Source organism: Gordonia otitidis (assembly GCF_020735545.1).
GTDB lineage: Bacteria > Actinomycetota > Actinomycetes > Mycobacteriales > Mycobacteriaceae > Gordonia > Gordonia otitidis.
The window spans coordinates 3,308,256-3,334,145 of sequence record NZ_CP085974.1 but is presented as its reverse complement, the minus strand read 5'-3'; the positions used below and the strand labels follow the sequence as shown (position 1 = coordinate 3,334,145).

The window sequence follows — 25,890 nt, the reverse complement described above, 5'->3', positions numbered from 1 at the left end:
GTCTCAGCCGCCGACAACGACCTCCCGACCAGCTCCGTTCACCACCAGCTGGTGTGTCAGAAAAGAGATCTGGTGGTCGACGACCCGCTCGAATGTCGCGGGGTCGACCTCGGCGAAGATGTCGAAGTGGTCGCAGGGATAGTGGCGTACCTCGGCGCGTGCCTTGAACGCGGCCTTGGCTGCGGCATGCCCGGGCACCCCGCGGTCGAAGTCGGCGATCTGCACGAGCGTCGGTGCGCTGATCCGATCCACGTTCCTGTCGGCCCGGTAGGAGCCGAGTTCGAGCGTCACCGCCGCGTCGACCTCGTTGCGCCACGACGGACCCGCAATCGCCTTGTAACTCTCGTAGAACCCTGGACTCGTGAGCGCCGCCTGCTGGCCCGGGCGGCCGACGATGGGCAGCATGTGCGGCGCGCGACCGATCTTCGACGACGCCGCGCTCGCGATACCGTCGACGCTCTGTCGCAGCATCGCGAGGGCACCGACGTGCGGGAGATGATGACGCCCCGCGGCCAGACCACTGACCATGGGTACCGCGGAGATCACGGCCGCAACGTCGCTGCGGTCCGCTGCCACGAGCAGGACGTGTCCACCCGACTGGGACAGACCCCACAGCACGACCCGACCGGCGTCGACTCCCGGTTGACGCACAGCGGCATCGGCGGCCGCATGGTAGTCGGCGATCTGTCCGGTCATCGATACACGTTGTCGGGCAACGCCTCCCGATAGACCGAAATTGCGATAGTCGAAGGCGAACACGGCCAGCCCCGCGTCGGCGAGTCGTCGAGCGAAGGGGTCGAGACCCGAATCCTTGGTGCCACCGAAACCGTGTGCCATGACGACGACGGGGACGCCGTCGGCGGTGGCGAACGCGGAGTCGGCCGCAGCGGGATAGAACCACGCGTGGCACTCGGTTCCCTCGCTGTCGAAGGTGACGTCGCCTCTGCTGCGCTCGCTCATCGTGCTACCCCGCTCCTGGCCGATACCAATTCCGTTGTGGCCGCGTGATCCTGCGTTGATCGATCCCCGACCCCGGCCCATGTCGGCGCTCCCCGTTCGGCTGCCCGTCGTCGGCCTGCCGGTAGCTCCCTGGTACGCATGTCGTGCTCGTACAGGAAGTAGTCGAGTTGCTGTGTGTGCCGCGCGGTGTGCACCATGTGGCCGGTGTAGAACTGCTGGTCGTCGGCGATCACGCGCCGCATCTCCGCCACGCACGGCGGCTGGTACTCGCCGACCGCATACGCCCCCACCAACCGCGACTGACACTCGACGAACGGGAACAACGTGGGCGTCGCCTGGGCAAAACCCACGAACAACAGGTCATCGATGCCCGGATAGATCATCCGCTTGTAGAGGTCGATCTGATTGCCCGGTGCACTGATGAAGTCGGGATCGAAGAACGGGAACGTGATGTTGTAGCCGGTGGCGTAGACGATCACGTCGAAGTCAGCCGACGAGCCGTCGACGAAGTGGACGGTGTCGCCGTCGAGACGCTCGATGTCGCCCTTCGCGGTGACGTCGCCCGCGCCGAGGCGGAAGGGCAGTTCCACCGACTGGGTCGGATGTGCTTCGAAGAACTTGTGATTGGGCTTCGGTAGTCCATAGTTCTCGGGACGGCCCGCGGTGAGCGGCTGGAAGACCTGAGCGACCTTTCGCTGCCACGCGAACGGGATGTGGGGCGAGGTGCGGTAGTACTTGTCGGCGGGTTTGCCGCCCAGATACTTCGGGACGATCCATGCGCTCGATCGCGTCGAGATGGTGACGGTGTTCTCCAGTGTGCGCGACGACAACTCGACTGCGATGTCGGCGGCACTGTTACCCAATCCGACGACGAGGATGCGCTTGCCGTAGAGCTCGAGCGGCGTGCGGGGGTCGATGTAGGAATGTGCGTGCATCTGCACACCGGAGAACTCGCCGGGGAAATCGGGAAGCCGCGGGTCCCAGTGATGCCCGTTGGCCGCGACGAGCAGGTCGGCGCGGCGGGTCTCGCCGCGCTGGGTCGTCAGTTCCCATCCCCCACCGTCGAGTCGTTGCGCGTGTGTCACGCCGTTGCCGAACTCGATCTTCTCGCGCAGCCCGAAGGCGTCTGTGTAGTCGTCGAGGTACTGCTTGATCAGCGTGTGGTGCGGAAAGTCGGGATAGTCGTCGGGCATCGGGAAGTCGCGGAAGGACAGTTGATGCTTGGAGGTGTCGATGTGCAGCGACCGGTAGGCACTGCTGTGCCCATTGGGGTTTCCGAACGCCCAGTTGCCCCCGACGCGGTCGGAGGACTCGAACGTGGTGAAAGGCACCCCGTAGTCGGCGAGCATCTTGCTCGCGGTCAGACCACTGATGCCCGCGCCGATCACAGCCGTCTCTGGTGGACGTGCGCTCATGTTGTCCCTCTCGGTGGCGTTGACGATTCATGCCAGTTGACGATTCATGCCAGTTGACGATTCATGGCGTGTTGACAGATTCAGATTTCTGTCTACTCCCCAATGAGTTCGGTAGTGAACACTTTCGCAAAAATGTCTACTTTCGTTGATAGAGTTCGCCCAGTACCCACCACCGTCGGCTGATGTGGTGTCGGGTGTCGAGCGGAGGAACCATGGCATCAGTGCTGACCGTCATCGGTGTCGGTGGAATGGGCGAAGCAGTCGCCCGGCGGCTGGGGTCCGGCCGACCTCTTCTGATCGCCGACCACGACGCCGAACACCTCAAAGCACTGGAGACGACGCTGCGACGCAACGGCTTCGACGTCACCGCACAGACCGTCGACGTCGCCAACCGCGATCAGGTCGCCGCGCTCGCCGACCGTGCGGCATCTCTGGGCGAGGTGACATCGCTCGTACACACCGCAGGTGTCTCCCCCGCGCAGAGCACGCCCGCCCGCATCGTGGAGGTCAATCTCGTCGGCACAGCACACGTCATCGAGGAGTTCGGTCGAGTGATCGCCGAGGGCGGCGCCGGCGTGGTCATCGCCAGCGTCGCCGCGCACATCTTCGCCGACGCGGTCACCCCTGAGCAGGGCTTGGCGCTCGCAACGCTGCCCGCCGGCGAGCTGGCGGGGCTGCCGATGTTCTCGTTCAGCGACATGGGACCTGAGATGGCATGCGGGCTCGCTTATGGCTACAGCAAGCGCGGCAATGTCTTTCGCGTGCAATCCGCGGCACCCGCCTGGGGCGACCGGGGCGCGCGGATCAACACGGTCAGCCCCGGCGTCACCGCCACGGAGATGGGTTGGCGCGAGTTCGACGCCGAGTTCGCGCATTCGAGCTACGAGGCCATGATCGACAAGTGCGCTGCGGGGCGATTCGGCACGGCAGAAGACATCACCTCGGCCGTCGAATTCCTCCTCGACCCGGTGCGCTCCGGCTTCATCACCGGCACCGATATCCTGGTCGACGGAGGCGTCGTCGCCGGAGTACGCAGCGGCCGCATCCCATTGACGTGACGTGAGGCAGGTGAGCACCATGCAGTCGACGACCCCACGTGTCGGTTCGACAACCGATCGGATGCTCGACGCCGCTGAGTCACTGCTGGCGGACAAGGGAATTCGGGCCACGACGATGCAGCAGGTCGCCGACGTCGCGGGAGTCTCGCGCGCGTGGCTCTACCGCCACTTCCCGGACAAGCAGACCATGGTCGGCGCGACCATCGTGCGACTCAACGAGGCGTTCTGGGCCAACGCACGCACCGAACTCGACGCCATCGAGGGTTTCGCAGAACAACTCGTCGCGGGTGTCCGTATCGGACGCGGCGCCTACGACGACCCCGGCGCACTGCTGCTCCGCTTGCGAACCACCGAACCGGACGAGTTCGCCGCGTGCGCGGGCGTCGGCGTCGCAGGACTCGTCCCCGATCTCGCCGCTTTCTGGCGGCCCTACGTGGTGGCCGCGATCGACGGAGGACAGGTCGACGCCGGGCATGACGTCGACACCACCTCGGAGTGGGTCGCGAGGGTTCTCATCAGCCTGGGCACCGTACCCGGCACGACGATCGACCCTGACGACCAGGACTCCGTCAGACACTACATCGAGAGCTTCGTCATGCCGGGACTTCACGAGCATCCGCACGTGTGATTGGGTGACCCGTGTGGCCGGACTCCGGTCACGAAGAGCCCGTGAGGAGCGAGTGATGAGCACTGGATCGTATTTTCCCGACGCCGAGGTCGAGGAACTGTCACCCCAATTGCAGAAGCTGTTCGGCAAGGCAGCCGAGCAGCTCGGATTCGTACCCAACGTGTTCACCGCATATGCTCACCGTCCCGAGCGGTTCTCGGCCTGGTTCAACCATTTTCGGCAGGTCACCGAACCGTCGGAGACGCTCTCGGGTGCCGATCGCGAGATGATCGCGGTGGTCGCGTCGGGAGTGAACCGGTGCACCTACTGCCTGGTGTCACACGGTCAGGCGTTACGACACGAGATGCACGACGAGGCCAACGCCGATCGGATCGTGTTCAACTGGCGTCACGCCGATCTCACCGATCGACAGCGTGCCATCTGCCTCTTCGTCGAGAAGCTGACTGCTACGCCCGCGACCGTCGAGCGAGATGACGTCGACGCACTCGCCGACGCGGGCCTCGGGCCTGATGACATCTGGGATGTCGTCGAACTGACCGCGATGTACAACTTCACCAACCGGATCTCGTCGGCGCTGGGCATCGAGCCGAACGCCGAATACCACTCGCTCGATCGGGGGCCGACCACCGACTGACGAGCGTCGGCGGACCGACCGCTGAGGCCTGTTCGACCGGCGGGGCGTGCTCGATCAGCGCACCACCGCCGGCGCAATGCCCACCTTGCCCGCGAGTTTGGCCAGGTAACCGGTTGCCCGGTCGACGCTGTCGTCGGGCACGCCGTACAACACGGTGGTGACGCCGAGATCGCGGAAATGGTCGAGACGTTCGGGGATGGGTTTGACGTCGAGGACCACGACCTGCGGGTCGCCCGCGCGGCCCGCGTCGGCCCAGATCTTTCGGAGCAATGCGACCGATCCAGCGATGTCCTCCTCACCGGGTGTCGTGATCCAGCCGTCGGCGCTGCGTGCGATCCACCGGAAGTTCTTCTCGTTGCCCGCAGCACCGACCAGTGTCGGAATCGAACCCTGCGGCGGCTTCGGCCACGCCCAACTCGTGCCGAAATCGACGAATTCGCCGTGGTATTCGGCCTCGTCGGCGGTCCACAACGCGCGCATCGCCTCGAGATACTCACGCAGCATCGTGCGGCGGCGCTTCGACGGGACGCCGTGGTCGCCGAGTTCGTCGAGGTTCCATCCGAATCCGACGCCGAGCGTCACCCGGCCGTCGGAGATGTGGTCGAGCGTGGCCAGTGTCTTGGCGAGCGTGATGGGATCGGATTGCACCGGCAACGCCACCGCCGTCGCCAGGCGGATACGGGAGGTGACCGCAGCCGCCGCGGCGAGAGACGTCCACGGGTCGAGGGTGCGCATGTAGCGGTCATCCGGGAGCGACGAGTCGCCGGTCTGCGGGTGCGCGGCGTCGCGCCTGGTCGGAATGTGCCCGTGCTCAGGAACGAAGTAGGAGGCGAAACCCGCGTCTTCGACGAGCGGTGCGATTACCTGTGGCTTGAGCCCACGATCACTGGTGAACTGAACGATCCCGAAATCCATACCGCCAGAATAGGCAGACGACTGGACACCTGTCTAGAACATGTTCTCGTTTTGGCTCCGTTCGTGCGGCCCCACGATCACCACGCCCCCGCATCGCGAAAGATCCCGTTGGCCTCGCTGCTCCTCGTCACCGCGTCGACAGCGAGAACCACGGCCGCAGACGTCCAGCAACTCTTCTCCACCGGCCAGCGCTTGCCGTCGTCGAAGACCAGTCCGGTCCAGTACGAGCCATCCGGATCACGGAGGTGCTGGATCGACGTGATGAGCTCGACGGCGTCTCCGGTGTCACCCAGCGCATCGAGAGCGATCGCCAGTTCACAGGTCTCCGCTCCGGTGACCCACGGTCGGTGGTCGACACACCGTGCTCCTAGACCTGGAACGACGAACTCCTCCCAGCGTCGTGCGATCATCTCCTGCCCGGCCCTGCCGCGCACAGCACCGCCGAGGACCGGGTAGTACCAGTCCATGGAGTGCTCGGACGGTCTCTCGAAAACGTCTGGCCTGCACACGAATGCGTCGCGCAGCGCGGCACGGGCCCGTACCCATTCGTCGTCGGGTTGATCGACCTCGGCTGCGATGCGCACAGCACAGTCGAGCGCGTGGAAGATGCTGGCGTTCCCCGTAATCAGCGCTTCGTCGAACATGGCACCGGTCGCGTGGTCACCCGCCCAGCGGAAAGCGCCGTCGGGACGGCGGAAGCGCAGGACGAGGTTGATCGCCGACCACACGACCGGCCACATGCGTTCCAGGAACACGGTGTCGCCGGTGATCTGATAGTGGTGCCACACACCGACAGCGATGTACGCGCAGAAGTTGGAGTCAGTGCCGTGGTCGGTCACGACGCCGGAGTCGAAGCGCAGCGGCCACGATCCGTCGTCGCGTTGGGTGCGCAGGCTCCAGTCGTACGCGGCCTCGGCTTCAGCGTGAAATCCTGTGACGCTCAGCGCCATTGCCGACTCGATGTGATCCCACGGATCGGTGCGGCCACCGGGAAACCACGGGAGGGCGCCGCACTCCTCCTGCATGGCGGCTATGGCGGCTCCGGTGTCGCGCATCTGCTCGCCGGTCACCACACCGGCGATGGCGAGCGCACCGACGTGCGCCTGCGCGGTCATCGGCCAGTGGTGGACTCGACGACGCTCGACGTCGCGGTCACGACGCCGCGAGCTCCGGCTTCCGCAGGTACAACGCGACCGACTTGCCGATCACGGGGTTGAGTACCTGCTCGCCGACCCGGGTCAGCGCCGGTGCCGACATCATGTCCCACACCAACAGCTTGTGGTAGGCCTTGACCAATGGGTTTGCGTTGTTCTCCACGCCGACAGCGCATTTGAGCCACCAGTAGGGCGCATGGAGCGCGTGCGCGTGATCGGTGCCCGTCACCTCGAGGCCGACCGACCGCAGTTTGTCGGCCAACTCCGATGCCTTGTAGATCCGGACGTGACCACCCTCGACCTCGTGATAGGCGTCCGACAAGGCCCAGCACACCTTCTCCGGCCAGTAGCGCGGGACCGTGACCGCACCGACGCCACCGGGCTTGAGGATGCGCGCCATCTCGGCGATGGCCGCCTCGTCGGAGGGTATGTGCTCGAGGATCTCCGACATCAATACCACGTCGAAGCTGTTGTCGGCGTACGGAAGTCGAAGAGCGTCGCCCACTTCGGCACGTGCCTTGGCGTCGGCCGGGACCTGGCCCTCGGCCATCATGGCGTCGAACATCTCCGCGACGTCGGCCATGTCGCTCTCGGACTGGTCGAACGCGATGACGTCCGCCCCGCGACGGAACATCTCGAAAGAGTGCCTGCCCTGACCCGCACCGATGTCGATGACCTTCGTGTGCGATCCGACTCCCAAGCGGTCGAAATCAACTGTGAGCATGACTCCCCTTCTCCGATTCCATCGTTACGCCTTCTGCCGTCGAGCCGTCGATGCGCACGCGCTCGAGCACCGTCTCGTAATGCGCTGCGGTTTTCGCGGCGACTGCAGCCCAGCTGTACCGCTCTTCGACTCGCTCGCGCGCTGCCGCACCCATCGCGGCGCGGGCCGACTCGTCGTCGAGTAGTGCGCCGATCGCCTGGGCGAGCCGTTCGGAGTCACGTGGAGGCACCAGCGTAGCCGACTGTCCGTCCGTTCCGACGACCTCGGGGATCGCGCCCGCATGCGTCGCGACAAGCGGTGTGCCACAGCTCATCGCTTCCACCGCGGGCAGCGAGAATCCCTCGTACAGCGAGGGGACGCATGCCACCTGCGCGGACGCGAGAAGTTCGGCCATCTCCGAGTCCTCGAGACCCGACACCACCTTCACCCGCGACGAGATCGCGAGCGCATCGATCATCGTGGCCGACGGCCCGTCCGGATCGAGCTTGGAGACCAAAGTCAGTTCGACGTCGCGCTCGGCGCTGAGTTTGGCGATCGCCTCCAGCAGATACGACACACCTTTGAGGGGGGCGTCGGCGCTGGCTATGCAGACCACGCGGCCCGGGACCCGGCCGTCGGCGGCAGCCGGCCGGAAGACCGTGGTGTCGACGCCCAAGGGGATGGTGGTGATGCGGCCGGACTCGATGTCGAACGCCTTGCGGATGTCGACCTCGCTGCTGCGCGACACCGTCAACAACTCGGGAATCCGGCGCGAGACCCGACCCTGCATCCGCAGGAAGGAGTGCCAGCGCCACGCCGTGATCTTGCGCCAGCCCTTGGCGGCCTTGACCGCCAGCGAGCGGTCGCGCGTGATCGGATGGTGGATCGTCGCGATCAGCGGGAAGCCCTGCTTCTGTATCTGCAGCAGCCCGTAACCGAGGCACTGGTTGTCGTGCACGATGTCGAAGTCGTCGCGACGATCGGCGAGCAGCCGCGCGACACGGAGACTGAAGGTCAGCGGCTCGCCGAAACTCGCCGTCCACATGGCACCGACCTCGAGGGCATCGATCCAGTCGCGGTACTCACTCGGCCGTGGAGTACGGAACGGGTCAGGCTCGTCGTAGAGCCCGAGGCTGGGCACCTTGGTGAGCGTGACGCCCGCGTCGATCGCCGCCTGATCGAGTTCCGGGTACGGCTGCCCCGAGAAGATCTCGACCTGGTGCCCCAGTAACGCGAGCTCTCTACTGAGATGACGCACATAGACGCCTTGCCCACCGCAATGGGGTTTGCTGCGATACGACAGTAATGCCACGCGCACGTTGTGGTTCCACCTCTCGACTCACGGCCCGTCGACGGACCGATGCTGCGGCAAGCCTCGCTGCCGCCACCTGTGTTGACGACTCCGCCGTCACGATCGCGACTCGGCGACCTCACGGGACGCCGACTCGAGTTCATCGATATGAACCAGTTTCACACGACGACGCCCCGCGGACCGGCCTGCACCGCGTTCGACGGCGTCGATGTTCTTCCACCCTGCCAGGTCGATGCGATGTGCACCCCGGTCGGCGACGAGGTCGGCGACGTCGTCAGCCGTCGTCGAGGCGTCGGGTAGGATTCCGGCGACGAAGTCGGCGATCACCGACTCGGCGGTCTCCTGTCCGCACAAGCGGTTGCGTCCGATGCCCCCGGTGGCGCCGCGCTTGATCCAGCCCGTCACGTACAGGCCGGGGACCACGTCGCCGTCGACGGTCGACTGCACCCGACCCTCGACGTTGGGGACCACGCAGCGCACGTCGTCGAACGGCACGTCGTTGATGGGTACTCCCCGATAGCCGATCGCGCGCAGCACGAGTCCGGTGTCGATGTCGAATGCCTCGTCAGTCGGGACGATGGCGACGTTCTCACCTGTCTCGGTGTAGACGTTGCCGACCGCGTGGAGCTTTGCGACGCGGTCGCCCCCGGACAGTTCCGTCGGCGACGTGAGGAAGCGGAAGACGATCCGCTTGTTGCCCTCTGTGCGCGGTCGTTCGGCGAACTCCTGCGCGAGCCGCAGCTTGGTCGCGATCGTCGAATCGAGTTCGCCGTCCGACCTCGCGGCTTCGGACACCGGATCGAGCGTGAGCTCCGCGGGATCGATGATCACGTCCACCCCCTCGACGTCGCCGAGCGCCAGGAACTCGCTGTTGGTGTACGCCGCCTGCGCGATGCCGCGCCGGGCGAGGAGCACGACCTCCCGGATGTTCGACTCACGCAGCGCCGCGAGTGCGTGGTCGGCGATGTCGGTCTTCGCGAGTTCGTCGGGATCGGTCACGAGGATGCGCGCCACGTCGAGCGCGACGTTGCCGTTGCCGACGACCACCGCACGTTCACCGGACAGATCGAAGGTCAGGTCGGCGAAATCCGGGTGTCCGTTGTACCAGGCGACGAACTCGGTGGCCGACACCGAGCCCGGCAGATCCTCGCCCGCGATGCCGAGCCGTTTGTCGGTCGGCGCCCCGACCGCGTAGATGACCGCGTTGTACCGCGCGACGAGCTCGTCGTGGCTGATGTGCTTGCCGACCTCGACGTTGAGGAAGTAGCGAAAATTGCGCTTCGACGACGTCGCGGCGAACGTCGACTCGACGCCCTTGGTCGCCGCGTGGTCGGGCGCGACACCCGCGCGAACGAGTCCGTAGGGCGTCGGCAGTCGGTCGAACATGTCCACCGAGATCTGCGTTTTGCGGACCAGCTCGTCGGCGGCGTAGAAGGCCGCAGGGCCCGCACCGACTATCGCCACACGGATCTCGCCGTCGGGTAGCTTCGGCGCCTTCTTCGGGGGGACGAGACCGCCGTCGACATCGTGGTCCCTGTAGTAGTCGGCATTGATCTGCAGGTACGGCTCGTCGCGTTCCTCGAGTTGGTCGTCGGGGACGATCGCCTCGACCGGACATTCGTCGATGCATGCACCGCAGTCGATGCAGGTGTCCGGATCGATATAGAGACTCTCGGCGGTGAAGAAAGTGGGCTCATCGGGAGTCGGGTGGATACAGTTGACCGGGCACACCGCGACGCAGCTCGCATCGTTACAACAGGGTCGTGTGATCACATGGGCCATCTGCACTGTCCTCGGAGCTCAACACGTAGAACGTGTTCTAGTTTTGTTGTGACTGTATCTTAACGATTGCCCTGTGAGCCACCCGATCGTAACCCCGGCGTGTGAGCCGCCCACGCAGCACGAATGCGAACCGAGGACACCTATTGACCCGCGAACTCAACCAGGCAGGCCTGCCCGATCGTAAGGACGGGGCCCGATACTTCGAGGCCGCGTACCGCGTGCGCACAGGCGATGTCGACCAGGACATGCGGGTACGCCTCGACGCCGTTGCGCGGTATCTGCAGGATGTGGCGAACGACAACATCGAGGCGACCGAACTCGGGGATTCCGACCCGTTCTGGATAGTCCGCCGCACCGTCGTCGACGTCATCCGGCCGATCTCGTGGCCCGCGACCGTGACCGCGCAGCGCTGGTGCGGCTCGCTCTCGACGCGGTGGACCAACATGCGTGTGCGCCTGACCGCTGAACACGAGACCAACCGTTTCAATCCCGAACCGCGCGAGGCGGGGCTGATCGAAACCGAGGCGTTCTGGATCAACGTCAACGACCAGGGCATGCCGTCGCGGATCTCCGACGAGGCCTTCGAACTGCTGTCGTCGATGACAGACGAGCATCGTCTGCGGTGGAAATCGATGAATCCGGAGAAGGCACCCGACGCCGAGGGTGCGTCGGCCCCTGATCGCGAGCACGTGCTGCGCAGCACGGATTTCGACCCGTTCAAGCATCTCAACAACGCCGCCTACCTCGAGGCGGTCGAGGACGAACTCGTCGACCACCCCGATCTGATCGACGGACCGCACCGTCTGACGATCGAGTACCTCCGGCCGATCGTGCCCGGTACGCCGATCACACTGCGACGTGTACGAGAACCGCAGCGCCTGCTGCTGTGGATACTCATTCCCGGCGACGAGGAGGGCGAGCACCAGGTCGCGGCGACGGTATCGGTGACCACGCACCCGGACGATTAGATGCCGCACAGCGTGGACGAGTGAGCCGCGTGGTTACGACGACTCCTCGTCGTGCTTCACGACGAGCGCGTGATCAGTGTCCGCCGGAAACGCAGAACTCGTTGCCCGCCGGATCGCTGAGCGTGGTCCACTCGAAGCCGCCGCCGGGAATCTCCCGATCGCCGATCTTCGTGGCGCCGTTCTCCACCAGGGTGTCGACGACAGCCGGATAGTCCGGCGATGTCAGGTCGAGGTGAATCCGGTTCTTGCCGGGCGTCGGGTCGTCGACCTTCTGGAAACCGATCACCGGTTGTCCTTGGCCCAGCGCGACGATGACGAAGAAGCCGTCGTTCTCCTCCACGATCGTGCCGCCGAGGTTGGTGGCCCACCATGCGGCGAGTGTCGTGGGTTCCAGTGCGTCGACGGTGATCATGGCTACCGAAAGTGTCATGGGCTCACCTTAACCGGTCACCCGACCAGAAGTCGAACATACGTTCGCCCGGAACCTGTCGCGGCCTACTGCCCTCCGTTGAGGAGTAACTCCATGAGTTTCGTCGGCGCAGCGCACGGATCTGCCGCGGCGCCCCCGATCGGTTCGACCCAGAAGGTGTAGACGCCGCGGGTCGGGGCGCGACTGGTCACACCGCACACCGCCGGACGTGCGGGATCACGCTGTGTGAAGGCCGCCTGGCTCACGATCCGCACGTTCTCGGTGGTGTATCCGAGCCTCTTGGCGGTGTCCTTCTCGACGTTGAAATCGCCCCATTCGAACCAGTTGAACGTGACATTCGCGGCGACCGCGCCGTCGACGATCCACCTGCAGATGGCCCCGTTGAACGTGCCGCGCGCCGCCGTCCCGCCGACCGCCTTGGCGATCTGCGCGGTCGACAGCACCTGACACTCGAGGGTCAGCTTGTCGAACTGATCGGTATCGACGTTGCCGGATTGCTCGGAGTTGGCCTGTTCGGACGAGACGGCCTGGCCGTCGACCGTGCAGCCCGACAGCGCGGCGACGAGTAGGGCAACGGCCGCGAGGACCGACGCGACGACACGCCTGCGGCTGCTCATGATGCACGCTCGATCGACATCGTGGCGAGTTGACGCGTCGCGTCGCAGATCTGCTCGGTGTCGGGAGCCTGGTCACTCAGAGACGTGGTGCCGGCGCTCACCGACCACTCGAAGAAGTCGGCACCGAAGCCGATGCCGATCTCGCAGATACCGGAGTCGGATGCGATGAATCCCTTGTGGCCGTTGATCTCTATGTCTTTGGTCGAGTCACGCGACAGTTGCTCGGTTGCGCGCTCCCGCCCGATCGGCGAACCGCGATACCAGTTGAACGAGGCCACAGGTCCGGTGCGATCGGCGCTCGATGTCCACTCACATGCCGACGGATTCTTCACCGTATTGGTCAGTGCGCCGATCTTGGCGAGGTCGACGACCTCCTCTGTCGTGACGCCACCGCACTGCCCGAAGAACGGGCCCGACCCGGCCTTGCCAGGTGCCGTGGCGGCGGTGCCGCCACCCGAACCTGCCGCATCGTCGGAATCCGACGAACACGCACTGCCGATCAGCGCGACGAACAACGCCATCGACACGAGAAAACCGCCACGCATGAGCTTGTCGATCTCGCGACGCTCACGTTTGGTCGGCCGCCCGGCGCCACGGTCGCGGCGCGGCTGACTCGCCAGGATCTCCTTCGACGGCGGGGGTGGGCTCTTGTCGATGTAACAGGCCGCCGCCGCCGCCGCGGACACACGCTTGGTGATCACCCGCGTGACTTCGACGATCCGCTCGCGACCACCCAGCCGCACCCGCACCTCGTCACCGATGCTCACGTGCTGGGCTGGCTTGGCGGTGGCCCCGTTGACGCGGACGTGGCCGCCCCGGCACGCGTCACCCGCAGCTGACCGTGTCTTGGTGAGGCGGATCGCCCAGATGTAGGCGTCGACGCGTCCACTCACCGTCGAGGCCTCGTCTCCCACGCGCGACAGTTACGTGCCCGCAGTCGTACTCGCACCGGTTATGCCCTGCTCATTTCTGGCGGGTCAGCAGGTAGTAGCCGCCCGCCAGCACGACGATGCCGAGCACGATCGCCAGGAACCAATTGGTGAAGATGCCGACGAGAAGAAAGACCACGATGCCCGGCGAGATCGCCACGAGACTCATCCCAGGATTCTCGCGCACAACCTGCGAGACGGCTTTGCTCTTTGCGGGGTCGATCGCCATGACTTCCTCCTAGCGCGCGGGCCGTCGTCGTCCGCTGACACACGAGCGAGCGAGCGGCCGACGACGTGTGTTGGGCGTACCTGCGTCGGTGGCTCCACTGTAGCCAAACGGGTTCGGACGGTCAGTCGTCGCGCCGCGCGGGTTCGTCCTCGTCGACGTCGAGGTGCTGCTCGACGTAATCGGCGCTCGGCACGTCGTCGGATTGTGGCGGTTGGACACCCGCGAGCGGGTCGACGAAAGCGTCCAGGGGCGCGTCGTCGGCGAGCGATTCGCCGGGCTCGTCGTCGAGCGGTGCTTCAGGGTCGACGACGCCCTCGGGTAGGTCCTCGCCGGAGATCGGTTGGCTCATCGTCATCTCCTCGTAGTCGAGCGATCGGGACAGTCGAGTGATCGGGGTAGTCGAGTTATCGGACCCCTCCGTTGTAACAAAAGCCGTCGCAGTACCAGGGTCACCCCAGAGGAACCGCAGCAAGGAGCCAGGGTGTCGACGCTCTGGTCGGTGCCTGCAACAGACGAAGAGGAATCTGACCGAAGAGGAATCTGACGACGTCGTACCGGACGCTGGTGCCGTGTGAGCGTCCCGGACGTTGGTGCCGTGTGAGCGTCGGGGGCCCCGGGAATTCGACGTCTCGGAGGCCGATTGTGACCGAGTTTGCCGTATCAGGCTGCGGTGTAGGGTCTTTCGATATTCATCGTACGTCGGTGGTATGACACGATCGGCTCACGACGAGAGTCGACGGTGGCGGCAGCACCTATCGCGCTTGTGCAGTGCTCGTCGCTGCGCGCGCGTGAACAGCCGCTTGCTGCGCGCCTACCGCCGACGCACGGTTCCACGCCTCGACCTCACCACCGCGTCCGATCGATGGGCTCACCCTGCGCGCTCGATTCGACGTCGCATCCGAACCCGACCACCCAGCGTCCGTCGGAGAGTTCGACCTTGCCCAGCATCATCGGCTGTGGGAGCGCGGCGAGGAACTCACCGAGCGCGGCGGGCGACAGCACCCAGCACTCCCCCTCGATGGACCGGCCATCGACGCCGTCACGGACCAGGCCCGGCTTCGGCGGTGTCGTGTCCAGTGCCACAAGGCGATACGACGCTGCTGTCCGCACTTCACCGTTCCAGCGTGCGCCGCGCTCGCTGAGCTCGTGGGTCAACGGCCCACCCCGCATGTGCGCGCCGAACACGGCCAGCTCGACCGAGGGCGCGACCCGCTCACTCCACGCCGGGTCGATCGCCGACGAGATGACAGCTTGCGGAGCCGATGCCGTCACCGACAGGCGCCGCGCGAGGTCGACGAGAACCGCGTCCTCGTGCGCACCCGCGAGAAGTGTGATCCCGAATTGCGCCTGCGTCCCGTCGGTCTCGTCGACGACGCCCGCCGGAACCGCCAGCGCACAGAGGTCGAACAGGTTGCAGAAGTTGGTGTAGGTACCCATCCGGCTGTTGACGCCAATCGGATCGTCGGCCACCTCGTCGATCCGCGGATGACAGGGAGCCGTCGGAACCATGAGAGCCGTCGCGTCACCCCACGCGTCCATCGCAGTCGACCTCAGTTCGGCGAGTCGGCGCCGGACACGCAGCAGATCCACCGCCGTGTAGCCGGATGCCTTCGTCACGATCTGTGCCACAACGGGATCGAGTCCGACCTCTGCGGAATCGGCTGCACCGTCGACGAACTCACCGACTGCATCGTATCGCTGGGCGACGAGCGCGTCCTCGTACAGCAGTTTCGCTGCGGCGAGAAAGGGTGCCAGGTCGATCGTCTTGATCGTGCAGCCCGCAGCCTCGGCGGCGACAACGGCCTCGCCGAACGCCGCGCGCCAGCGGTCGTCGAGTTCCGGCAGCTCCGCGGGAACCGCGATGACCGGTGCCTCCGGTGCCGCGAACGACGACCCGCTGGAGAATGGCCGCGGACCCGTGGCCGCGGCCATTGCGGCGGTCGCCAGGTTTGCCAGGTCGAGGTCGGCTGCGAAGATCGTCGGGACGTCGTAGTCGGCGCAGGCAGGCACGATTCCGTCGGTCGAGATGGCGCCCACCGTCGGCTTGATGCCGACGATCCCCTGCAGTCCAGCGGGCACTCGCCCCGAACCGGCGGTGTCGGTGCCGATCGCGATGTCGGCGAAACCGAGCGCGACGGCGACTGCCGACCCCGAACTCGAACCACCGGAGATGCGCTCGGGGCGTCGTGAATCGCGCACGGCACCATGAGGACTGCGCGTGCCCACGAGACCGGTGGCGAACTGATCGAGGTTCGTCTTCCCGATCACGACCGCACCCTCCGCTCGTAGCGCCGCGACGACCGGCGCATCGTCATCGGGTATGTACGCGTAGCCGGGACACGCTGCGGTGGTGGGCAGCCCGGCGACGTCGACGTTGTCCTTGACCGCGAGAATCGTTCCGGCCAGGGGCCCGCCTGCGGCCATCGAGGCCTCGAACTCGAGCGCGACCTCGGACAGCGGGCGCAGCGAGATGAACACCTCTGGCCGGTCGGCCGCCTCGATCCGCGCATACGTGTCGTCGACCTTGCTCATGCGACCTTCCCCTTCGGCTCGTCACCCGTGTCACTGCTGCTCTTGTCGACGTCTCCCCCGGCTGCACCCTTGGTGAACTCACCTGCCAGAGACCACCTCTCACGCTCCTCGGCTCGCGCGCGCTCCATCTCCTCCCGCGAGGACGCGATGTCGCGCGCATTCTCGGCGAGGAAGCGCTCGTGCTCGGCGAGCGAGAACGTTCCCTCGCTGATGCGCACACTGTCACCTCGTCCCGCAGCGACGTCGGCGCGCATGTCCAACAGTTCCTCGGCGCTCACCGGATACCATTTGATGCGGTCGAAAAAGCGCAGCAGCCATGGGTGTTCGGGCTCGAATCCGGGAGCCTGTTGCGGGTACCGATGGTTCCAGACCTGCGTAGTACGGCCGACGAATTGGTAGCCGCCTGGACCTTCCATGCCGTAGATGCACAGGTAGGCGCCACCGATCCCGACAGCGTTCTCCGGCGTCCACGTCCGTGCCGGGTTGTACTTGGTGGTCACGAGACGGTGCCGTGGGTCGAGCGGAACGGCCACGGGCGCCCCGAGGTAGACGTCACCGAGACCGAGGACGAGGTAATCGGCGTCGAACACGATGCGGTGGACGTCGTCGACCGAGTCGAGTCCGTTCATGCGGCGGATGAACTCGATGTTCCAGGGGCACCACGGTGCGTCGGATCGTACGCCGAGCATGTACCGCTCGATCGCCTCGCGCGTCGCGGGGTCGTCCCACGACAACGGCAGGTGCACAGTGCGACTGGGTACCACGAGCTCCGATGCGGCCGGTAGTTGACTCTCACACTCGATCAACCAGTCCCGCATGGCCTGTTGCGACCACGTCGTCGGGTCCGCTTTCACCTGTAGCGATCGTATGCCGGGGGTCAGATCGATCAACCCTGCGGGCTTCTCCGCCCCGATACGCTCGGCCAAGGCATGGACGCGAGCACGCAGGGCGAGATCGAGCCGCATGTCGCCGTATTCGACGAGGATGTTGTCGTCACCGCTACGCCGATAGGTCACCGTGGTGGTGCCATCAGCTGTGGTGGTCCGCCCGAGGATTCCGGCGTCGGCATCCCCTGCGCGCGACAGGACGTCGACGAAACAGGCACGCCGAGCAAGACCGAGTTCTGCGGGTGATGCTGTCTGCGTGGCCTTGACCGCGACGAAGCGCACCGTGTCGCCCGGCTTGAGCTGTCCGAGTTTCCACCGTTCAGCGGCTGCGACCGTCACCGGACAGACGAAACCACCGAGACTGGGACCGTCGGGTCCGAGCAGGATCGGGGTGTCGCCCGTGAAGTCGAGCGCACCAACGGAATACGCGTTGTCGTGAATGTTCGACGGATGCAGTCCTGCTTCGCCACCGTCGGTTCGCGCCCACTGCGGTTTGGGCCCGATCAGTCTAATCCCGGTGCGGTCGGAGTTGAAATGGACCTCATAGTCGGTACCCATCAGTGTGTCGATGTCGTCGGGAGTGAAGAACTCCGGCGCCGAATGAGGTCCGACGGTCACGCCGAGCTGCCAGGCGTTGGTCAGCGCGGGCTGCTCCTCGGTGAGGATACGGGTGGGGCTGCCCGTCGGCATGGCCGCGCGGGCAAGAGCGTCGCCGTCGGCGAGCACGCGACCGTCGAGTCCACCGAACCGGCCCATGGTGAACGTCGACCGGCTGCCCAGATAGTTCTCGGCTTCAACGCCCCCGGCAACCGCCACGTACACGCGTAGGCCGAGCGATCCGACCGCACCAACGTCGAGCACTCCGCCGGCGGGCACCCGCAGCGGAACCCATTGCGGCACAGAACGACCATCGATGCTGACCGGAACCGGGGCGCCCGTGACGGCGACGGTGGTCGCCGCACCGAAGCGCAGTCGCGGTCCCATCATCGTCGCCTCGAGTCCCGCGGCGGCGGCCGGGTTGCCGACCGCCAGGTTTGCCAAGCGGAACGACAGATCGTCCATCGGACCCGACGGTGGGGCCCCCACCTTCCAGTAGCCGACGCGGCCGGGCCAGTCCTGGATGGTGGTCATCGGCCCGGCGCGCAGCACCTCGACGGCGTCAGGCTGAGTTGTGTTGCTGTTCATCTCGTCTCCTCGGACGCGGCGTCGTCGACTCAGCTCTGCGGACGCGTGACGATGACGCGGACGGCGCTCGGGTCGAATCCGTTGCACGGGTTGTTGATCTGCGGGCAGTTCGACACGAGAACAAGGGTGTCGACGTCCGCGCGGAGCGCGAGGCGCTTGCCGGGGGCCGAGAGACCGTCGACGATGCCGAGCGCACCGTCGGGGTCGACGGGCACGTTCATGAAGAAGTTGACATTGCCGACGAGGTCGCGTTTCCCGAGCCCATGGCGGGAGCCGCCGATGAGGAAGTTCTCGACGCACGCGTGCTGATGTTTGGTGTGGTGGCCGTAGCGCAGCGTGTTGGACTCCTGCGAGCACGCGCCGCCGAGGGTGTCGTGGTTACCGACCTCGTCGGCGACAATCGTCATCATCGGCTGAGACTCCTGGTCGCGGATGACCGTTCCGGTCGTGAGGAAGATATTGCCCTGCGCGGCGATGGTCGTCTGTGCGGAGTAACGGATCGAGTGGTCGTGGCCGCCGTAGAACAGTGTGTCGACAGCCTGGTTGCCGTGGAGGTCGACGATGGTCAAGACGTCGCCGGCGGCAACGACTTCCGCCCAGGGCGCGCGTTCGCCGACTATGCCGTCGTAGATCACCTCTCCAGGCACGAGGGCGAGGTCTGCGGCGGGGGCTGTGGTGTGGTCGATCGTGGTGGTCATGGTTGGTCCTCGGGTGTGATGTGGTGTCGACGCCGCTCGTCGGGCGGGTCGCTCAACCACAGGTGGTCAGAAATACGTTGCGCCGTAGATGTCTTCACTGTTCGCGACGGCGCGCTGGTACTCGGGGTCACGGTCGGCGACATCGGCGAGCAGGGCGTCGAGATCGTCGGTTGCCTTCCAGGCGAGCACTTCGAGAGGCCCGGAACGGAAGTCGGGCGCCGGGTCGAGCGGGTGCGCGGTGTTGGCGAGGGCCACGATGCACGGCAGGTGTAGGAGTAGGTCGACGCTGGTGTCGGCGCCTGCGGTTCCCTGGAACTCGAAGGCTCCGTCGCCGTCTACACGGACGCCTTCGAAGAACGACACCGACGGTGCGACGTCGGTCGGTGTGAGTCCGTTCTTGGCAGCGGCCAGCTTGAGCAGTTCGCGGCCTGCGGGTGTGGTCGAGTGCACTGCTCCGTCACCGTATTTCGCGCTGTTGTCGGCGAGTGTCGTCGTGCCCGCGAGCGCATCGTGACGGGCGCTGCGGTCGGCGACGACGGTGGCCAGCACCCTACCCTGATCACTCAGCAGCGGATGCCCTGTGGTGAGGTAGGCCTGCCAGGGCACCTTGACGGTGTCGGCGACGTTCAGCCGCTCCCATGTCGCGTCCGCGCGCCACAGCAGCAGGTGTGCGCATGCATCACCGGTGATGTCGCGCAACCGGATTCGCGTTCCGCGGGCGAGCACCTTGGTCGTGTACCTACCACCGGGCACGGTTTCAGCCCAGATCAACGACGCCGGATCGACGTCGGCGGGCGGGGTGGGCCAGTCGGTCGCGGGCACCACGGGCATGGAGTCGGTGATGGCGCCGGCCTGCGAGCGCGCGTGGGCTTTGGCCCCTGCGGTCGAGGCAGTGGAGGTGATTGTCGAGTTGGTCATGATGACCCCTTCCGGGAATGTGTCGATGAATGTGTCGTCGCAAGAAGCGATCACGCGGGGGCGGTGACCGGCTTGGGATGCTCTTTGCCACGCGGGTAGCAGGCGATGCCGACGAGAACCGTTGCGACGATGCAGATCGGTCCGGCCCACCGGAGGATGGGCATCTCACCCGTGGGGTCGAAGACCTCGGCGCGCGGCCAGGCCAGGTTGATCACCATGAGCGTTCCGTAGGCCACCGCGAGCAGGTTGACCACGATGCCGAAGCGCCCGAGCCCGAAGAGTTTCTTGCCCTCGGCGTCGACCTGGACGCCGCCGGACGGCCAGCCCTGGAAGCGGCGGTACAGCATCGGTGCGGTGACCGCCAGGTAGGCGAGATAGATCAGGATGATGCAGACACTCGCCAGCGTCGCGAAGATCGCGGAGTTGCCGACGTTGACCACCAGGATCGCGATGCAGAGCACTCCGATGAGGATGGACGGGAGGATCGGGGTACCGGTGCGGGTGTTGACATGGGCGAGTTTGTCGGAGAACGGGAGTCGCCCGTCACGTGCCATCGAGAACATCAGACGCGAACACGCCGTCTGGATGGCCAGGGTGCAGATGAAGATCGCCACCGCGACGTCGCACAGCAGCACCTTGCCCCAGAAACCGCCGAGGACCGAGTCGAGCACATACGGCAGACCGCCGGTGGCGAGTTCGTCGTCGAGCGTCGGTGCGGCCATCAGTGCGCCGAGCAGCATGAGCCCGCCGCCGATCGCCGACACGGTCAGTGCCATCCGGATGGTGCGCGGCGCGACGCGGCGTGGGTTGCGGGTTTCCTCGGCGAGTTCGCCCGCCGAGCCGAATCCGACCATCACGTAGGCCGCCATGAGACCGGAAACGATGAACGCCCAGATGTAGCCCGGTTGCTGTCCCGGCGCGCCGGTGTCGAAGACGACGCCCGGACCGCGCTTGGCGTGGGTGAACAGTGCAAGGACAACGGCGACGACTCCCACGAGTTCACACGTGACACCGATGCTGTTGACCCGGCTCATCCACGTCACGCCGATGCAGTTGATCGCTGTCACGGCGATCAGCAGGATCGAGCCGAGCAGGACGGCGTTCGCCGCTCCCGACGTCGACGTCAGGGTGGGGTCGTCGCCGATGATCTGGAAACCGCCCCATACGCTCGGCAGCACCACCTGCAGCGCGATCGCTGCGGCCGAGGCGGTGACGATCTGCGCGATCATCATGAACCAGCCGCCGAACCAGCCGATCACCTCACCACCCATACGGCGCGACCACTGGTAGATGGCGCCGGAGATCGGGTAGCGCGCGGCGATCTCGGCGAAACAGAGCGCAACCAGGAACTGGCCTGCGTAGACGATCGGCCAGGTCCAGAAGAAGGCCGGACCGCCGAAGCCGAACCCGAGGCCGAAGAGCTGGAAGATCGTGGTCAGGATCGAGACGAACGAGAATCCGGCCGCGAACGACGCGAACTTGCCCAGCGATCGGTGGAGTTGCTGGTCGTAGCCGAACTCGGACAGGTCGTCGGCATCGGCACCCGTGGTGGGCGTGTGCGTGCCTGCGTGTGCCGGCTGTGCGGGGGGTTGAGCGGTGGAGGTCATCGATCGGTCCTTTGCGGTGAGGCTCCACGGTGAGCTGGTTTATCTGCCAGTTGATAGATAACTCTTGCGCTTTTTCTATCGAGTGACAGTTATGTTGCAGGCGTGGAAACTCGCGCTACAGGCGTGTTACGCGTGCCGGGTACACGCAGCGAGGTGTGCACGACGCCCGAACCTGGCGTCATGCGTGCTCGACTAGACTCGACGAGGCCGATCTCGTCAGTTGACCTCCGCACCGAGGTCCGACGACCCAACAGCGAGAGAGCGTGACATGAGTACTGCCTCCCGGCCGGGCCGAGCAGCGACCGGCCCCGGCAGACCGCGTCTCGTCGAGCAACGCAGACGGGGCGCAACAGCGCGCGAGGAGATCCTCGACGCTGCTGCCGAACTCTTCTGCCGCCACGGTTACACCGGAACGTCGACCCGCATGATCGCCGAAGCCGTCGGCATCCGCCAGGCGTCGATGTACCACTACTTCACGACCAAGGACGACATTCTCGCCGCGCTCCTCGACGCGACCGTTGTCGGCTCTCTCGAGCGCGCACGAGAGCTACTGGCCGACGACCGCGCACCGCTCAACAGACTGCTCGATCTCGCGCGCTTCGACGTCGCGCAACTCGTCGACGAGCGGTGGAACCTGGGGTCGCTGTATCTGCTACCCGAGGTCGGCGACGAACGTTTCACTCAATTTCGCACGGCGCGAACAGAACTCGCCGCAGCATACGAAACCCTGGCGGCCGCGGCGATCGACGACCCGTCGGACACACGCTCCCTCCTCCCCTTTCGCCTCGTCGAATCGGTGATCATGCTTCGCTCCGACGAGCAGCGCGGCGACCTCGGCGAACGCACCGCAGCGGACCTCGCCGACACGATCGTGGGCGCGATCGAGATGCTGATGGTGCAACCGCCGCTGCGGTGAGGACGGCGGGACCAGCCAGGTCAGCAGTGCGCGACCATCGGGACGGGGCGGATAGGCTGACACCCATGGCTGGTCACAGTATGGAGTTCGACCCGATCGCCGAGGCGAAGGCCAATTGGACCTCGGCCGGATGGGGCGACGTCGCCGAGGGGATGGTCGCAGTCACGTCGGTGATGCGCGCACACCAGATCCTGCTGGGCCGAGTCGAAACAGCGCTGCGCCCTTACGATCTGACGTTCTCACGGTTCGAACTGCTACGCCTTCTGGCGTTCTCGCGCAACGGCGCGCTGCCCATCACCAAGGCAAGCGACCGTCTCCAGGTACACGTCACGAGCGTCACCCACGCGATTCGACGACTCGAGGAAGCACAGCTGGTCCGACGCCTCCCCCACCCCACCGACGGCCGCACCACCCTGGTCGAGATCACCGACCTCGGCCGCTCGACAGTCGAGGATGCGACGACGACACTCAATCGCGAGGTGTTCTCCGACGTCGGGATGGACGAGTCCGAGATCGGCGGACTGGTCTCGGCGATCCAGTCGCTGCGCCATCACGCGGGGGACTTCTGACTCACGGTCCTCGTCGTTCCGTATGACGGACATCCCGGGTTCGCGGGCTGATCGTCATACTGCCGGGCAGCACCGCCGATCCGTATGACGCACGCCCCGGGTTCACGGGCAGTTTGTCATACTGCCCGTGCGCGGTGGGGCGGGCTCGGGCACGAGTCCGTCGTCGTGCGGTTCACGCCGCCGAGCGGTCGAGCGCGGCCGCGATCAGGTTGATCACGTGGTCGGGCCGCTCGATCAGATCGGCCCAGGTGAAGTTCAGTACCGTCCAGCCCCGGGCAGTCAGTGCGTTGCGACGCGTGCGGTCATGCTGAAACGCCTTGGCATCGCGGTGATATGCGAAACCGTCGACCTCGACGGCGAGCTTTGCTGCCGGAAAGGCGACGTCGATCACGTATCCGCCCTCTGGCAGGTTCGCGACCCACCCGGTGATGCCTGCCCCGTCCAGGATCGACGTCATGACCCGCTCGGCCGCTGACCGCGTGCCGTCGGCGAGGAGGTCGAGGTAGCCACGTACCAGCGGCGCACCGTGACGCCCCGGGTAGCGGGCGTGCGCAGCGTCGAGGGAGTCGAGCGTCACCCGACCAGAGAGCAGCGCCGAATCCATGGACGACAGCCCCAGCACCACTGCGGCTTCGAGCACTGTGAGGTCGGTCGACGTTGTCCGGTGCCGCTTCACGCCGGCACGGCCCGGTTTTCCGGTCAGTAGGTCATACGGATTCGCGGCATCTGGCGCCCCGGCCGCAGGTCAGCGCAACGTCTCGATGATCGCCGAGAAATCGAGATCGGCGTGCTGCTCGGCGAACGACTTGTACAGCGCGGCGGCGTGCTCGCCGAGTGGAGCGCGTGAGCCGGTGTCGGCGATGGCGTCGAGCGCGAGGCCGAGGTCTTTGTTCATCAGCGCGGTCGCGAAGCCGGGCTTGAACTCGTTGTTCGCGGGCGACGTGGGCTGAGGTCCCGGTACCGGACAGTTCGCCTCGATCGCCCAGCAGTTCCCGGTCGCGCCGGTCACGACGTCGTAGAGCGCCTCGTCGGACAGTCCGAGTTTCTCCGCGAGGACGAAGGCCTCGCCGACGGCGATCTGCTGCACGGCGAGCAGCATGTTGTTGCACACCTTTGCCGCCTGGCCCGCGCCGGTCTCGCCGCAGTGGATGATCTTGCCCGCCATGGGCTCCAGGGTGGACCGCGCCGCGACAAACGCCTCCTCGCTGCCGCCCACCATGAATGCCAGGGTTCCCGCGACGGCACCCCGCACACCACCGGACACCGGTGCGTCGACCTGTGCGAAGCCGAGAGCTGCAGCGCGCGCATTGATGTCGCGGGCGTCGGCCACCGAGATCGTCGAGCTGTCGATCAACAGGGCTCCCGTCGGCGTTGCCGGCAGGATCTCATCGTAGAGCTTCTTCACGATCGCCCCGTTCGGGAGCATCGTGATCACGACCTCGGCGACCGCCACGGCCTCGACCGCCGTGGGAAAGGTCAGAACCCCGTTCGCCTCGGCGGTCTTGACCGCCTCGGGTACGGGATCGAAGCCGTGGACCGTGTGGCCTGCCTTGACGAGATTGGCGGCCATGGGCCCGCCCATGTTGCCTAGTCCTAGAAAGGCGATCGTCGTCATTGTCGATTCTCCTGAGCTGAAAGTGGTTGTGATGCTGACGTGTTGGTCATGCGTCGCGGAATCGGGTAGCCACTGACCGGCCGACGACGACGCGCATGATCTCGTTGGTCCCCTCGAGAATCCGGTGGACGCGCAGGTCCCGGACGATCTTCTCGATCCCGTATTCGGTGAGGTAGCCGTAACCGCCGTGCAGTTGCAGGGCCTGGTCGGCGACGGTGTAGCAGGAGTCGGTGACGTACCGTTTGGCCATCGCGCACTGCTCGACCTTGTCGACTGCCCCGGCGTCGAGAGCCGACGCCGCATGCCACAGCATCAGCCGGGAGGTCTGCAGCGATGTCGCCATGTCGGCGAGCGTGAAGCGGATCGTCGGCTCGTTGATGAGGTTGCTCCCGAAGGCCTTCCGCGATGCGACGTAGGCTGCCGCCTTGTCGAAGGCGGCCTGTGCGCCACCGAGCGACGACGCCGCGATGTTCAGCCGACCTCCGTTCAGTCCGTTCATCGCGATACCGAAACCGATACCCTCCTGCCCACCGAGAAGATTGGCTGCGGGCACGCGCACCTCGTCGAGGATGACCTGCGCTGTCGGCTGCGCGTGCCATCCCATCTTGTGTTCCTGCGCCCCGAAGCTCAGTCCGTCAGAGCCGTTTTCGACGAGGAATGTCGAGATGCCCTTCGGTCCGTCGCCACCGGTGCGTGCCATCACGACGTACAGATCCGACGACCCGGCGCCCGAGATGAACTGCTTCACGCCGGTCAGCACGTACTCGTCGCCGACCTTCTCCGCGCGTGTCGACAAGGCTGCGGCGTCGGAGCCGGCGCCGGGCTCGGTCAGGCAGTAGCTCGCGATGGTCTCCATACTCGCCAATCGCGGAATCCATTGTGCTCGTTGTTCGTCGGTGCCGTAACTGTCGACCATCCAGGTACACATGTTGTGGATGGAGAGGAATGCCGCAACGGCGGGGTCGGCGTAGGCGAGCTGCTCGAAGATGCGCACACCGTCGAGTCTGCGGAGTCCGCTGCCGCCAACGTCCTCCGAACAGTAGATGGCACCCATCCCGAGTTCAGCGGCCTCTCGCAGCTCGTCGACCGGGAAGTGATCGTCGGCATCCCACTCGAGTGCGTGTGGCGCCAGCTTTTTGGCGGCGAACGCCGCTGCGGTCTCGACGATGACGCGCTCGTCGTCGTCGAGGCCGCCGGTCGGTATGGCGGATGTCGTGGTGGTCATCCCA

26 protein-coding genes are annotated in these 25,890 nt (G+C 66.0%); 6 read left to right on the top strand and 20 right to left on the bottom strand.

The annotated features are described in order from the left end of the window. Nucleotides 1–3: 3 nt before the first annotated feature. Both LK459_RS15275 and LK459_RS15270 read right to left on the bottom strand, forming a co-directional pair. On the bottom strand, nucleotides 4–960 hold the full coding sequence (locus LK459_RS15275) for an alpha/beta hydrolase (protein ID WP_227919318.1): 957 nt from the start codon (nucleotides 958–960) through the stop codon (nucleotides 4–6). Then, complete coding sequence (locus LK459_RS15270) at nucleotides 957–2,375, bottom strand: flavin-containing monooxygenase (RefSeq protein ID WP_227919312.1); 1,419 nt, start codon at nucleotides 2,373–2,375, stop codon at nucleotides 957–959. Before LK459_RS15270 ends, LK459_RS15275 begins: the two co-directional genes overlap by 4 nt. A gap of 212 nt (nucleotides 2,376–2,587) precedes the next feature. Here LK459_RS15270 and LK459_RS15265 point away from each other — a divergent pair, with 212 nt between their 5' ends. The 3 genes from LK459_RS15265 to LK459_RS15255 are packed head-to-tail and all read left to right on the top strand — an operon-like array spanning nucleotide 2,588 to nucleotide 4,695. Next, the gene (locus LK459_RS15265) at nucleotides 2,588–3,433 is read left to right on the top strand and encodes an SDR family oxidoreductase (protein ID WP_227919310.1); all 846 of its coding nucleotides are present in this window, start codon (nucleotides 2,588–2,590) and stop codon (nucleotides 3,431–3,433) included. Between the two features lie 19 nt (nucleotides 3,434–3,452). Next, on the top strand, nucleotides 3,453–4,061 hold the full coding sequence (locus LK459_RS15260; protein WP_227923781.1) for a TetR/AcrR family transcriptional regulator: 609 nt from the start codon (nucleotides 3,453–3,455) through the stop codon (nucleotides 4,059–4,061). A 55-nt stretch (nucleotides 4,062–4,116) separates the two neighbouring features. Continuing rightward, the gene (locus tag LK459_RS15255; RefSeq protein WP_227919308.1) at nucleotides 4,117–4,695 is read left to right on the top strand and encodes a peroxidase-related enzyme; all 579 of its coding nucleotides are present in this window, start codon (nucleotides 4,117–4,119) and stop codon (nucleotides 4,693–4,695) included. Nucleotides 4,696–4,749: 54 nt separating this feature from the next. Here LK459_RS15255 and LK459_RS15250 read toward each other — a convergent pair whose 3' ends face one another. The 5 genes from LK459_RS15250 to LK459_RS15230 form a co-directional block, all read right to left on the bottom strand. Beyond that, nucleotides 4,750–5,610 carry an LLM class F420-dependent oxidoreductase gene (locus LK459_RS15250; protein ID WP_227919307.1) on the bottom strand — a complete coding sequence of 287 codons (861 nt, stop codon included), beginning with the start codon at nucleotides 5,608–5,610 and terminating at the stop codon, nucleotides 4,750–4,752. A gap of 77 nt (nucleotides 5,611–5,687) precedes the next feature. Then, nucleotides 5,688–6,725: a prenyltransferase gene (locus tag LK459_RS15245; protein WP_227919305.1), complete on the bottom strand. Its 1,038-nt coding sequence runs from the start codon at nucleotides 6,723–6,725 to the stop codon at nucleotides 5,688–5,690. 37 nt (nucleotides 6,726–6,762) lie between these two features. Then, nucleotides 6,763–7,488 (bottom strand): class I SAM-dependent methyltransferase, encoded by a 726-nt coding sequence (locus tag LK459_RS15240; RefSeq protein ID WP_007236800.1) that lies wholly within the window; start codon nucleotides 7,486–7,488, stop codon nucleotides 6,763–6,765. Then, the gene (locus LK459_RS15235; protein WP_227919304.1) at nucleotides 7,475–8,785 is read right to left on the bottom strand and encodes a glycosyltransferase family 4 protein; all 1,311 of its coding nucleotides are present in this window, start codon (nucleotides 8,783–8,785) and stop codon (nucleotides 7,475–7,477) included. The genes LK459_RS15240 and LK459_RS15235 overlap by 14 nt, the downstream gene beginning before the upstream one ends. A 90-nt stretch (nucleotides 8,786–8,875) precedes the next feature. Continuing rightward, a complete protein-coding gene (locus LK459_RS15230) occupies nucleotides 8,876–10,561 on the bottom strand; it encodes an FAD-dependent oxidoreductase (protein ID WP_227919302.1) in 1,686 nt (561 codons plus the stop codon). A gap of 143 nt (nucleotides 10,562–10,704) precedes the next feature. On the opposite strand from LK459_RS15230, the gene LK459_RS15225 reads away from it, so the two are divergent. Continuing rightward, nucleotides 10,705–11,529 carry an acyl-[acyl-carrier-protein] thioesterase gene (locus LK459_RS15225; RefSeq protein WP_007236958.1) on the top strand — a complete coding sequence of 275 codons (825 nt, stop codon included), beginning with the start codon at nucleotides 10,705–10,707 and terminating at the stop codon, nucleotides 11,527–11,529. Nucleotides 11,530–11,602: 73 nt separating this feature from the next. Here LK459_RS15225 and LK459_RS15220 read toward each other — a convergent pair whose 3' ends face one another. The 10 genes from LK459_RS15220 to LK459_RS15175 form a co-directional block, all read right to left on the bottom strand. Beyond that, nucleotides 11,603–11,959 (bottom strand): VOC family protein, encoded by a 357-nt coding sequence (locus LK459_RS15220; protein ID WP_227919301.1) that lies wholly within the window; start codon nucleotides 11,957–11,959, stop codon nucleotides 11,603–11,605. 65 nt (nucleotides 11,960–12,024) lie between these two features. Then, complete coding sequence (locus tag LK459_RS15215) at nucleotides 12,025–12,576, bottom strand: DUF3558 domain-containing protein (RefSeq protein WP_007236956.1); 552 nt, start codon at nucleotides 12,574–12,576, stop codon at nucleotides 12,025–12,027. After that, complete coding sequence (locus LK459_RS15210; protein WP_227923779.1) at nucleotides 12,573–13,469, bottom strand: DUF3558 family protein; 897 nt, start codon at nucleotides 13,467–13,469, stop codon at nucleotides 12,573–12,575. Before LK459_RS15210 ends, LK459_RS15215 begins: the two co-directional genes overlap by 4 nt. Before the next feature lie 70 nt (nucleotides 13,470–13,539). Further along, a complete protein-coding gene (locus LK459_RS15205) occupies nucleotides 13,540–13,734 on the bottom strand; it encodes a hypothetical protein (RefSeq protein WP_007236954.1) in 195 nt (64 codons plus the stop codon). Nucleotides 13,735–13,855: 121 nt separating this feature from the next. Continuing rightward, nucleotides 13,856–14,083, bottom strand: coding sequence for a hypothetical protein (locus LK459_RS15200; RefSeq protein ID WP_007236953.1), 228 nt, complete (start codon nucleotides 14,081–14,083; stop codon nucleotides 13,856–13,858). Nucleotides 14,084–14,577: 494 nt separating this feature from the next. After that, the gene (gene atzF, locus LK459_RS15195) at nucleotides 14,578–16,266 is read right to left on the bottom strand and encodes an allophanate hydrolase (RefSeq protein ID WP_227919299.1); all 1,689 of its coding nucleotides are present in this window, start codon (nucleotides 16,264–16,266) and stop codon (nucleotides 14,578–14,580) included. Next, the gene (locus LK459_RS15190) at nucleotides 16,263–18,338 is read right to left on the bottom strand and encodes a 5-oxoprolinase/urea amidolyase family protein (protein WP_227919297.1); all 2,076 of its coding nucleotides are present in this window, start codon (nucleotides 18,336–18,338) and stop codon (nucleotides 16,263–16,265) included. The genes atzF and LK459_RS15190 overlap by 4 nt, the downstream gene beginning before the upstream one ends. A gap of 29 nt (nucleotides 18,339–18,367) precedes the next feature. Then, nucleotides 18,368–19,036: an urea amidolyase associated protein UAAP2 gene (locus LK459_RS15185; RefSeq protein WP_227919291.1), complete on the bottom strand. Its 669-nt coding sequence runs from the start codon at nucleotides 19,034–19,036 to the stop codon at nucleotides 18,368–18,370. Between the two features lie 66 nt (nucleotides 19,037–19,102). Then, entirely contained in the window at nucleotides 19,103–19,954 is an 852-nt protein-coding gene (locus LK459_RS15180; RefSeq protein WP_227919289.1) for an urea amidolyase associated protein UAAP1, read from the bottom strand. Nucleotides 19,955–20,004: 50 nt separating this feature from the next. Continuing rightward, complete coding sequence (locus tag LK459_RS15175) at nucleotides 20,005–21,561, bottom strand: amino acid permease (RefSeq protein WP_227919288.1); 1,557 nt, start codon at nucleotides 21,559–21,561, stop codon at nucleotides 20,005–20,007. 268 nt (nucleotides 21,562–21,829) lie between these two features. Here LK459_RS15175 and LK459_RS15170 point away from each other — a divergent pair, with 268 nt between their 5' ends. Next, complete coding sequence (locus LK459_RS15170) at nucleotides 21,830–22,477, top strand: TetR/AcrR family transcriptional regulator (RefSeq protein ID WP_227919287.1); 648 nt, start codon at nucleotides 21,830–21,832, stop codon at nucleotides 22,475–22,477. A 65-nt stretch (nucleotides 22,478–22,542) separates the two neighbouring features. Next, nucleotides 22,543–23,046 carry a MarR family transcriptional regulator gene (locus LK459_RS15165; protein WP_007236944.1) on the top strand — a complete coding sequence of 168 codons (504 nt, stop codon included), beginning with the start codon at nucleotides 22,543–22,545 and terminating at the stop codon, nucleotides 23,044–23,046. A gap of 172 nt (nucleotides 23,047–23,218) precedes the next feature. On the opposite strand, the gene LK459_RS15160 is transcribed toward LK459_RS15165, so the two are convergent. The 3 genes from LK459_RS15160 to LK459_RS15150 form a co-directional block, all read right to left on the bottom strand. Next, nucleotides 23,219–23,722 carry an endonuclease domain-containing protein gene (locus LK459_RS15160; protein WP_322590786.1) on the bottom strand — a complete coding sequence of 168 codons (504 nt, stop codon included), beginning with the start codon at nucleotides 23,720–23,722 and terminating at the stop codon, nucleotides 23,219–23,221. A gap of 69 nt (nucleotides 23,723–23,791) precedes the next feature. After that, nucleotides 23,792–24,661, bottom strand: a complete 870-nt coding sequence (gene mmsB, locus LK459_RS15155) for a 3-hydroxyisobutyrate dehydrogenase (RefSeq protein ID WP_227919286.1) — start codon at nucleotides 24,659–24,661, stop codon at nucleotides 23,792–23,794. A gap of 46 nt (nucleotides 24,662–24,707) precedes the next feature. Beyond that, nucleotides 24,708–25,886, bottom strand: a complete 1,179-nt coding sequence (locus LK459_RS15150; protein WP_227919285.1) for an acyl-CoA dehydrogenase family protein — start codon at nucleotides 25,884–25,886, stop codon at nucleotides 24,708–24,710. Nucleotides 25,887–25,890: the final 4 nt, after the last annotated feature.

Bases quoted from the DNA above. Each gene is read 5' to 3' on its own strand.
- LK459_RS15255 (WP_227919308.1), top strand. From the start codon at position 4,117: ATGAGCACTGGATCGTATTTTCCCGACGCCGAGGTCGAGGAACTGTCA.
- LK459_RS15170 (WP_227919287.1), top strand. From the start codon at position 21,830: ATGAGTACTGCCTCCCGGCCGGGCCGAGCAGCGACCGGCCCCGGCAGA.
- LK459_RS15190 (WP_227919297.1), bottom strand. From the start codon at position 18,338: ATGAACAGCAACACAACTCAGCCTGACGCCGTCGAGGTGCTGCGCGCC.
- LK459_RS15260 (WP_227923781.1), top strand. From the start codon at position 3,453: ATGCAGTCGACGACCCCACGTGTCGGTTCGACAACCGATCGGATGCTC.
- LK459_RS15150 (WP_227919285.1), bottom strand. From the start codon at position 25,886: ATGACCACCACGACATCCGCCATACCGACCGGCGGCCTCGACGACGAC.
- LK459_RS15240 (WP_007236800.1), bottom strand. From the start codon at position 7,488: ATGCTCACAGTTGATTTCGACCGCTTGGGAGTCGGATCGCACACGAAG.
- LK459_RS15270 (WP_227919312.1), bottom strand. From the start codon at position 2,375: ATGAGCGCACGTCCACCAGAGACGGCTGTGATCGGCGCGGGCATCAGT.
- LK459_RS15275 (WP_227919318.1), bottom strand. From the start codon at position 960: ATGAGCGAGCGCAGCAGAGGCGACGTCACCTTCGACAGCGAGGGAACC.
- LK459_RS15175 (WP_227919288.1), bottom strand. From the start codon at position 21,561: ATGACCTCCACCGCTCAACCCCCCGCACAGCCGGCACACGCAGGCACG.
- LK459_RS15215 (WP_007236956.1), bottom strand. From the start codon at position 12,576: ATGAGCAGCCGCAGGCGTGTCGTCGCGTCGGTCCTCGCGGCCGTTGCC.
- LK459_RS15265 (WP_227919310.1), top strand. From the start codon at position 2,588: ATGGCATCAGTGCTGACCGTCATCGGTGTCGGTGGAATGGGCGAAGCA.
- LK459_RS15185 (WP_227919291.1), bottom strand. From the start codon at position 19,036: ATGACCACCACGATCGACCACACCACAGCCCCCGCCGCAGACCTCGCC.
- LK459_RS15230 (WP_227919302.1), bottom strand. From the start codon at position 10,561: ATGGCCCATGTGATCACACGACCCTGTTGTAACGATGCGAGCTGCGTC.
- LK459_RS15245 (WP_227919305.1), bottom strand. From the start codon at position 6,725: ATGACCGCGCAGGCGCACGTCGGTGCGCTCGCCATCGCCGGTGTGGTG.
- LK459_RS15200 (WP_007236953.1), bottom strand. From the start codon at position 14,083: ATGAGCCAACCGATCTCCGGCGAGGACCTACCCGAGGGCGTCGTCGAC.
- LK459_RS15180 (WP_227919289.1), bottom strand. From the start codon at position 19,954: ATGACCAACTCGACAATCACCTCCACTGCCTCGACCGCAGGGGCCAAA.
- LK459_RS15220 (WP_227919301.1), bottom strand. From the start codon at position 11,959: ATGACACTTTCGGTAGCCATGATCACCGTCGACGCACTGGAACCCACG.
- LK459_RS15165 (WP_007236944.1), top strand. From the start codon at position 22,543: ATGGCTGGTCACAGTATGGAGTTCGACCCGATCGCCGAGGCGAAGGCC.
- atzF (WP_227919299.1), bottom strand. From the start codon at position 16,266: ATGAGCAAGGTCGACGACACGTATGCGCGGATCGAGGCGGCCGACCGG.
- LK459_RS15205 (WP_007236954.1), bottom strand. From the start codon at position 13,734: ATGGCGATCGACCCCGCAAAGAGCAAAGCCGTCTCGCAGGTTGTGCGC.
- mmsB (WP_227919286.1), bottom strand. From the start codon at position 24,661: ATGACGACGATCGCCTTTCTAGGACTAGGCAACATGGGCGGGCCCATG.
- LK459_RS15250 (WP_227919307.1), bottom strand. From the start codon at position 5,610: ATGGATTTCGGGATCGTTCAGTTCACCAGTGATCGTGGGCTCAAGCCA.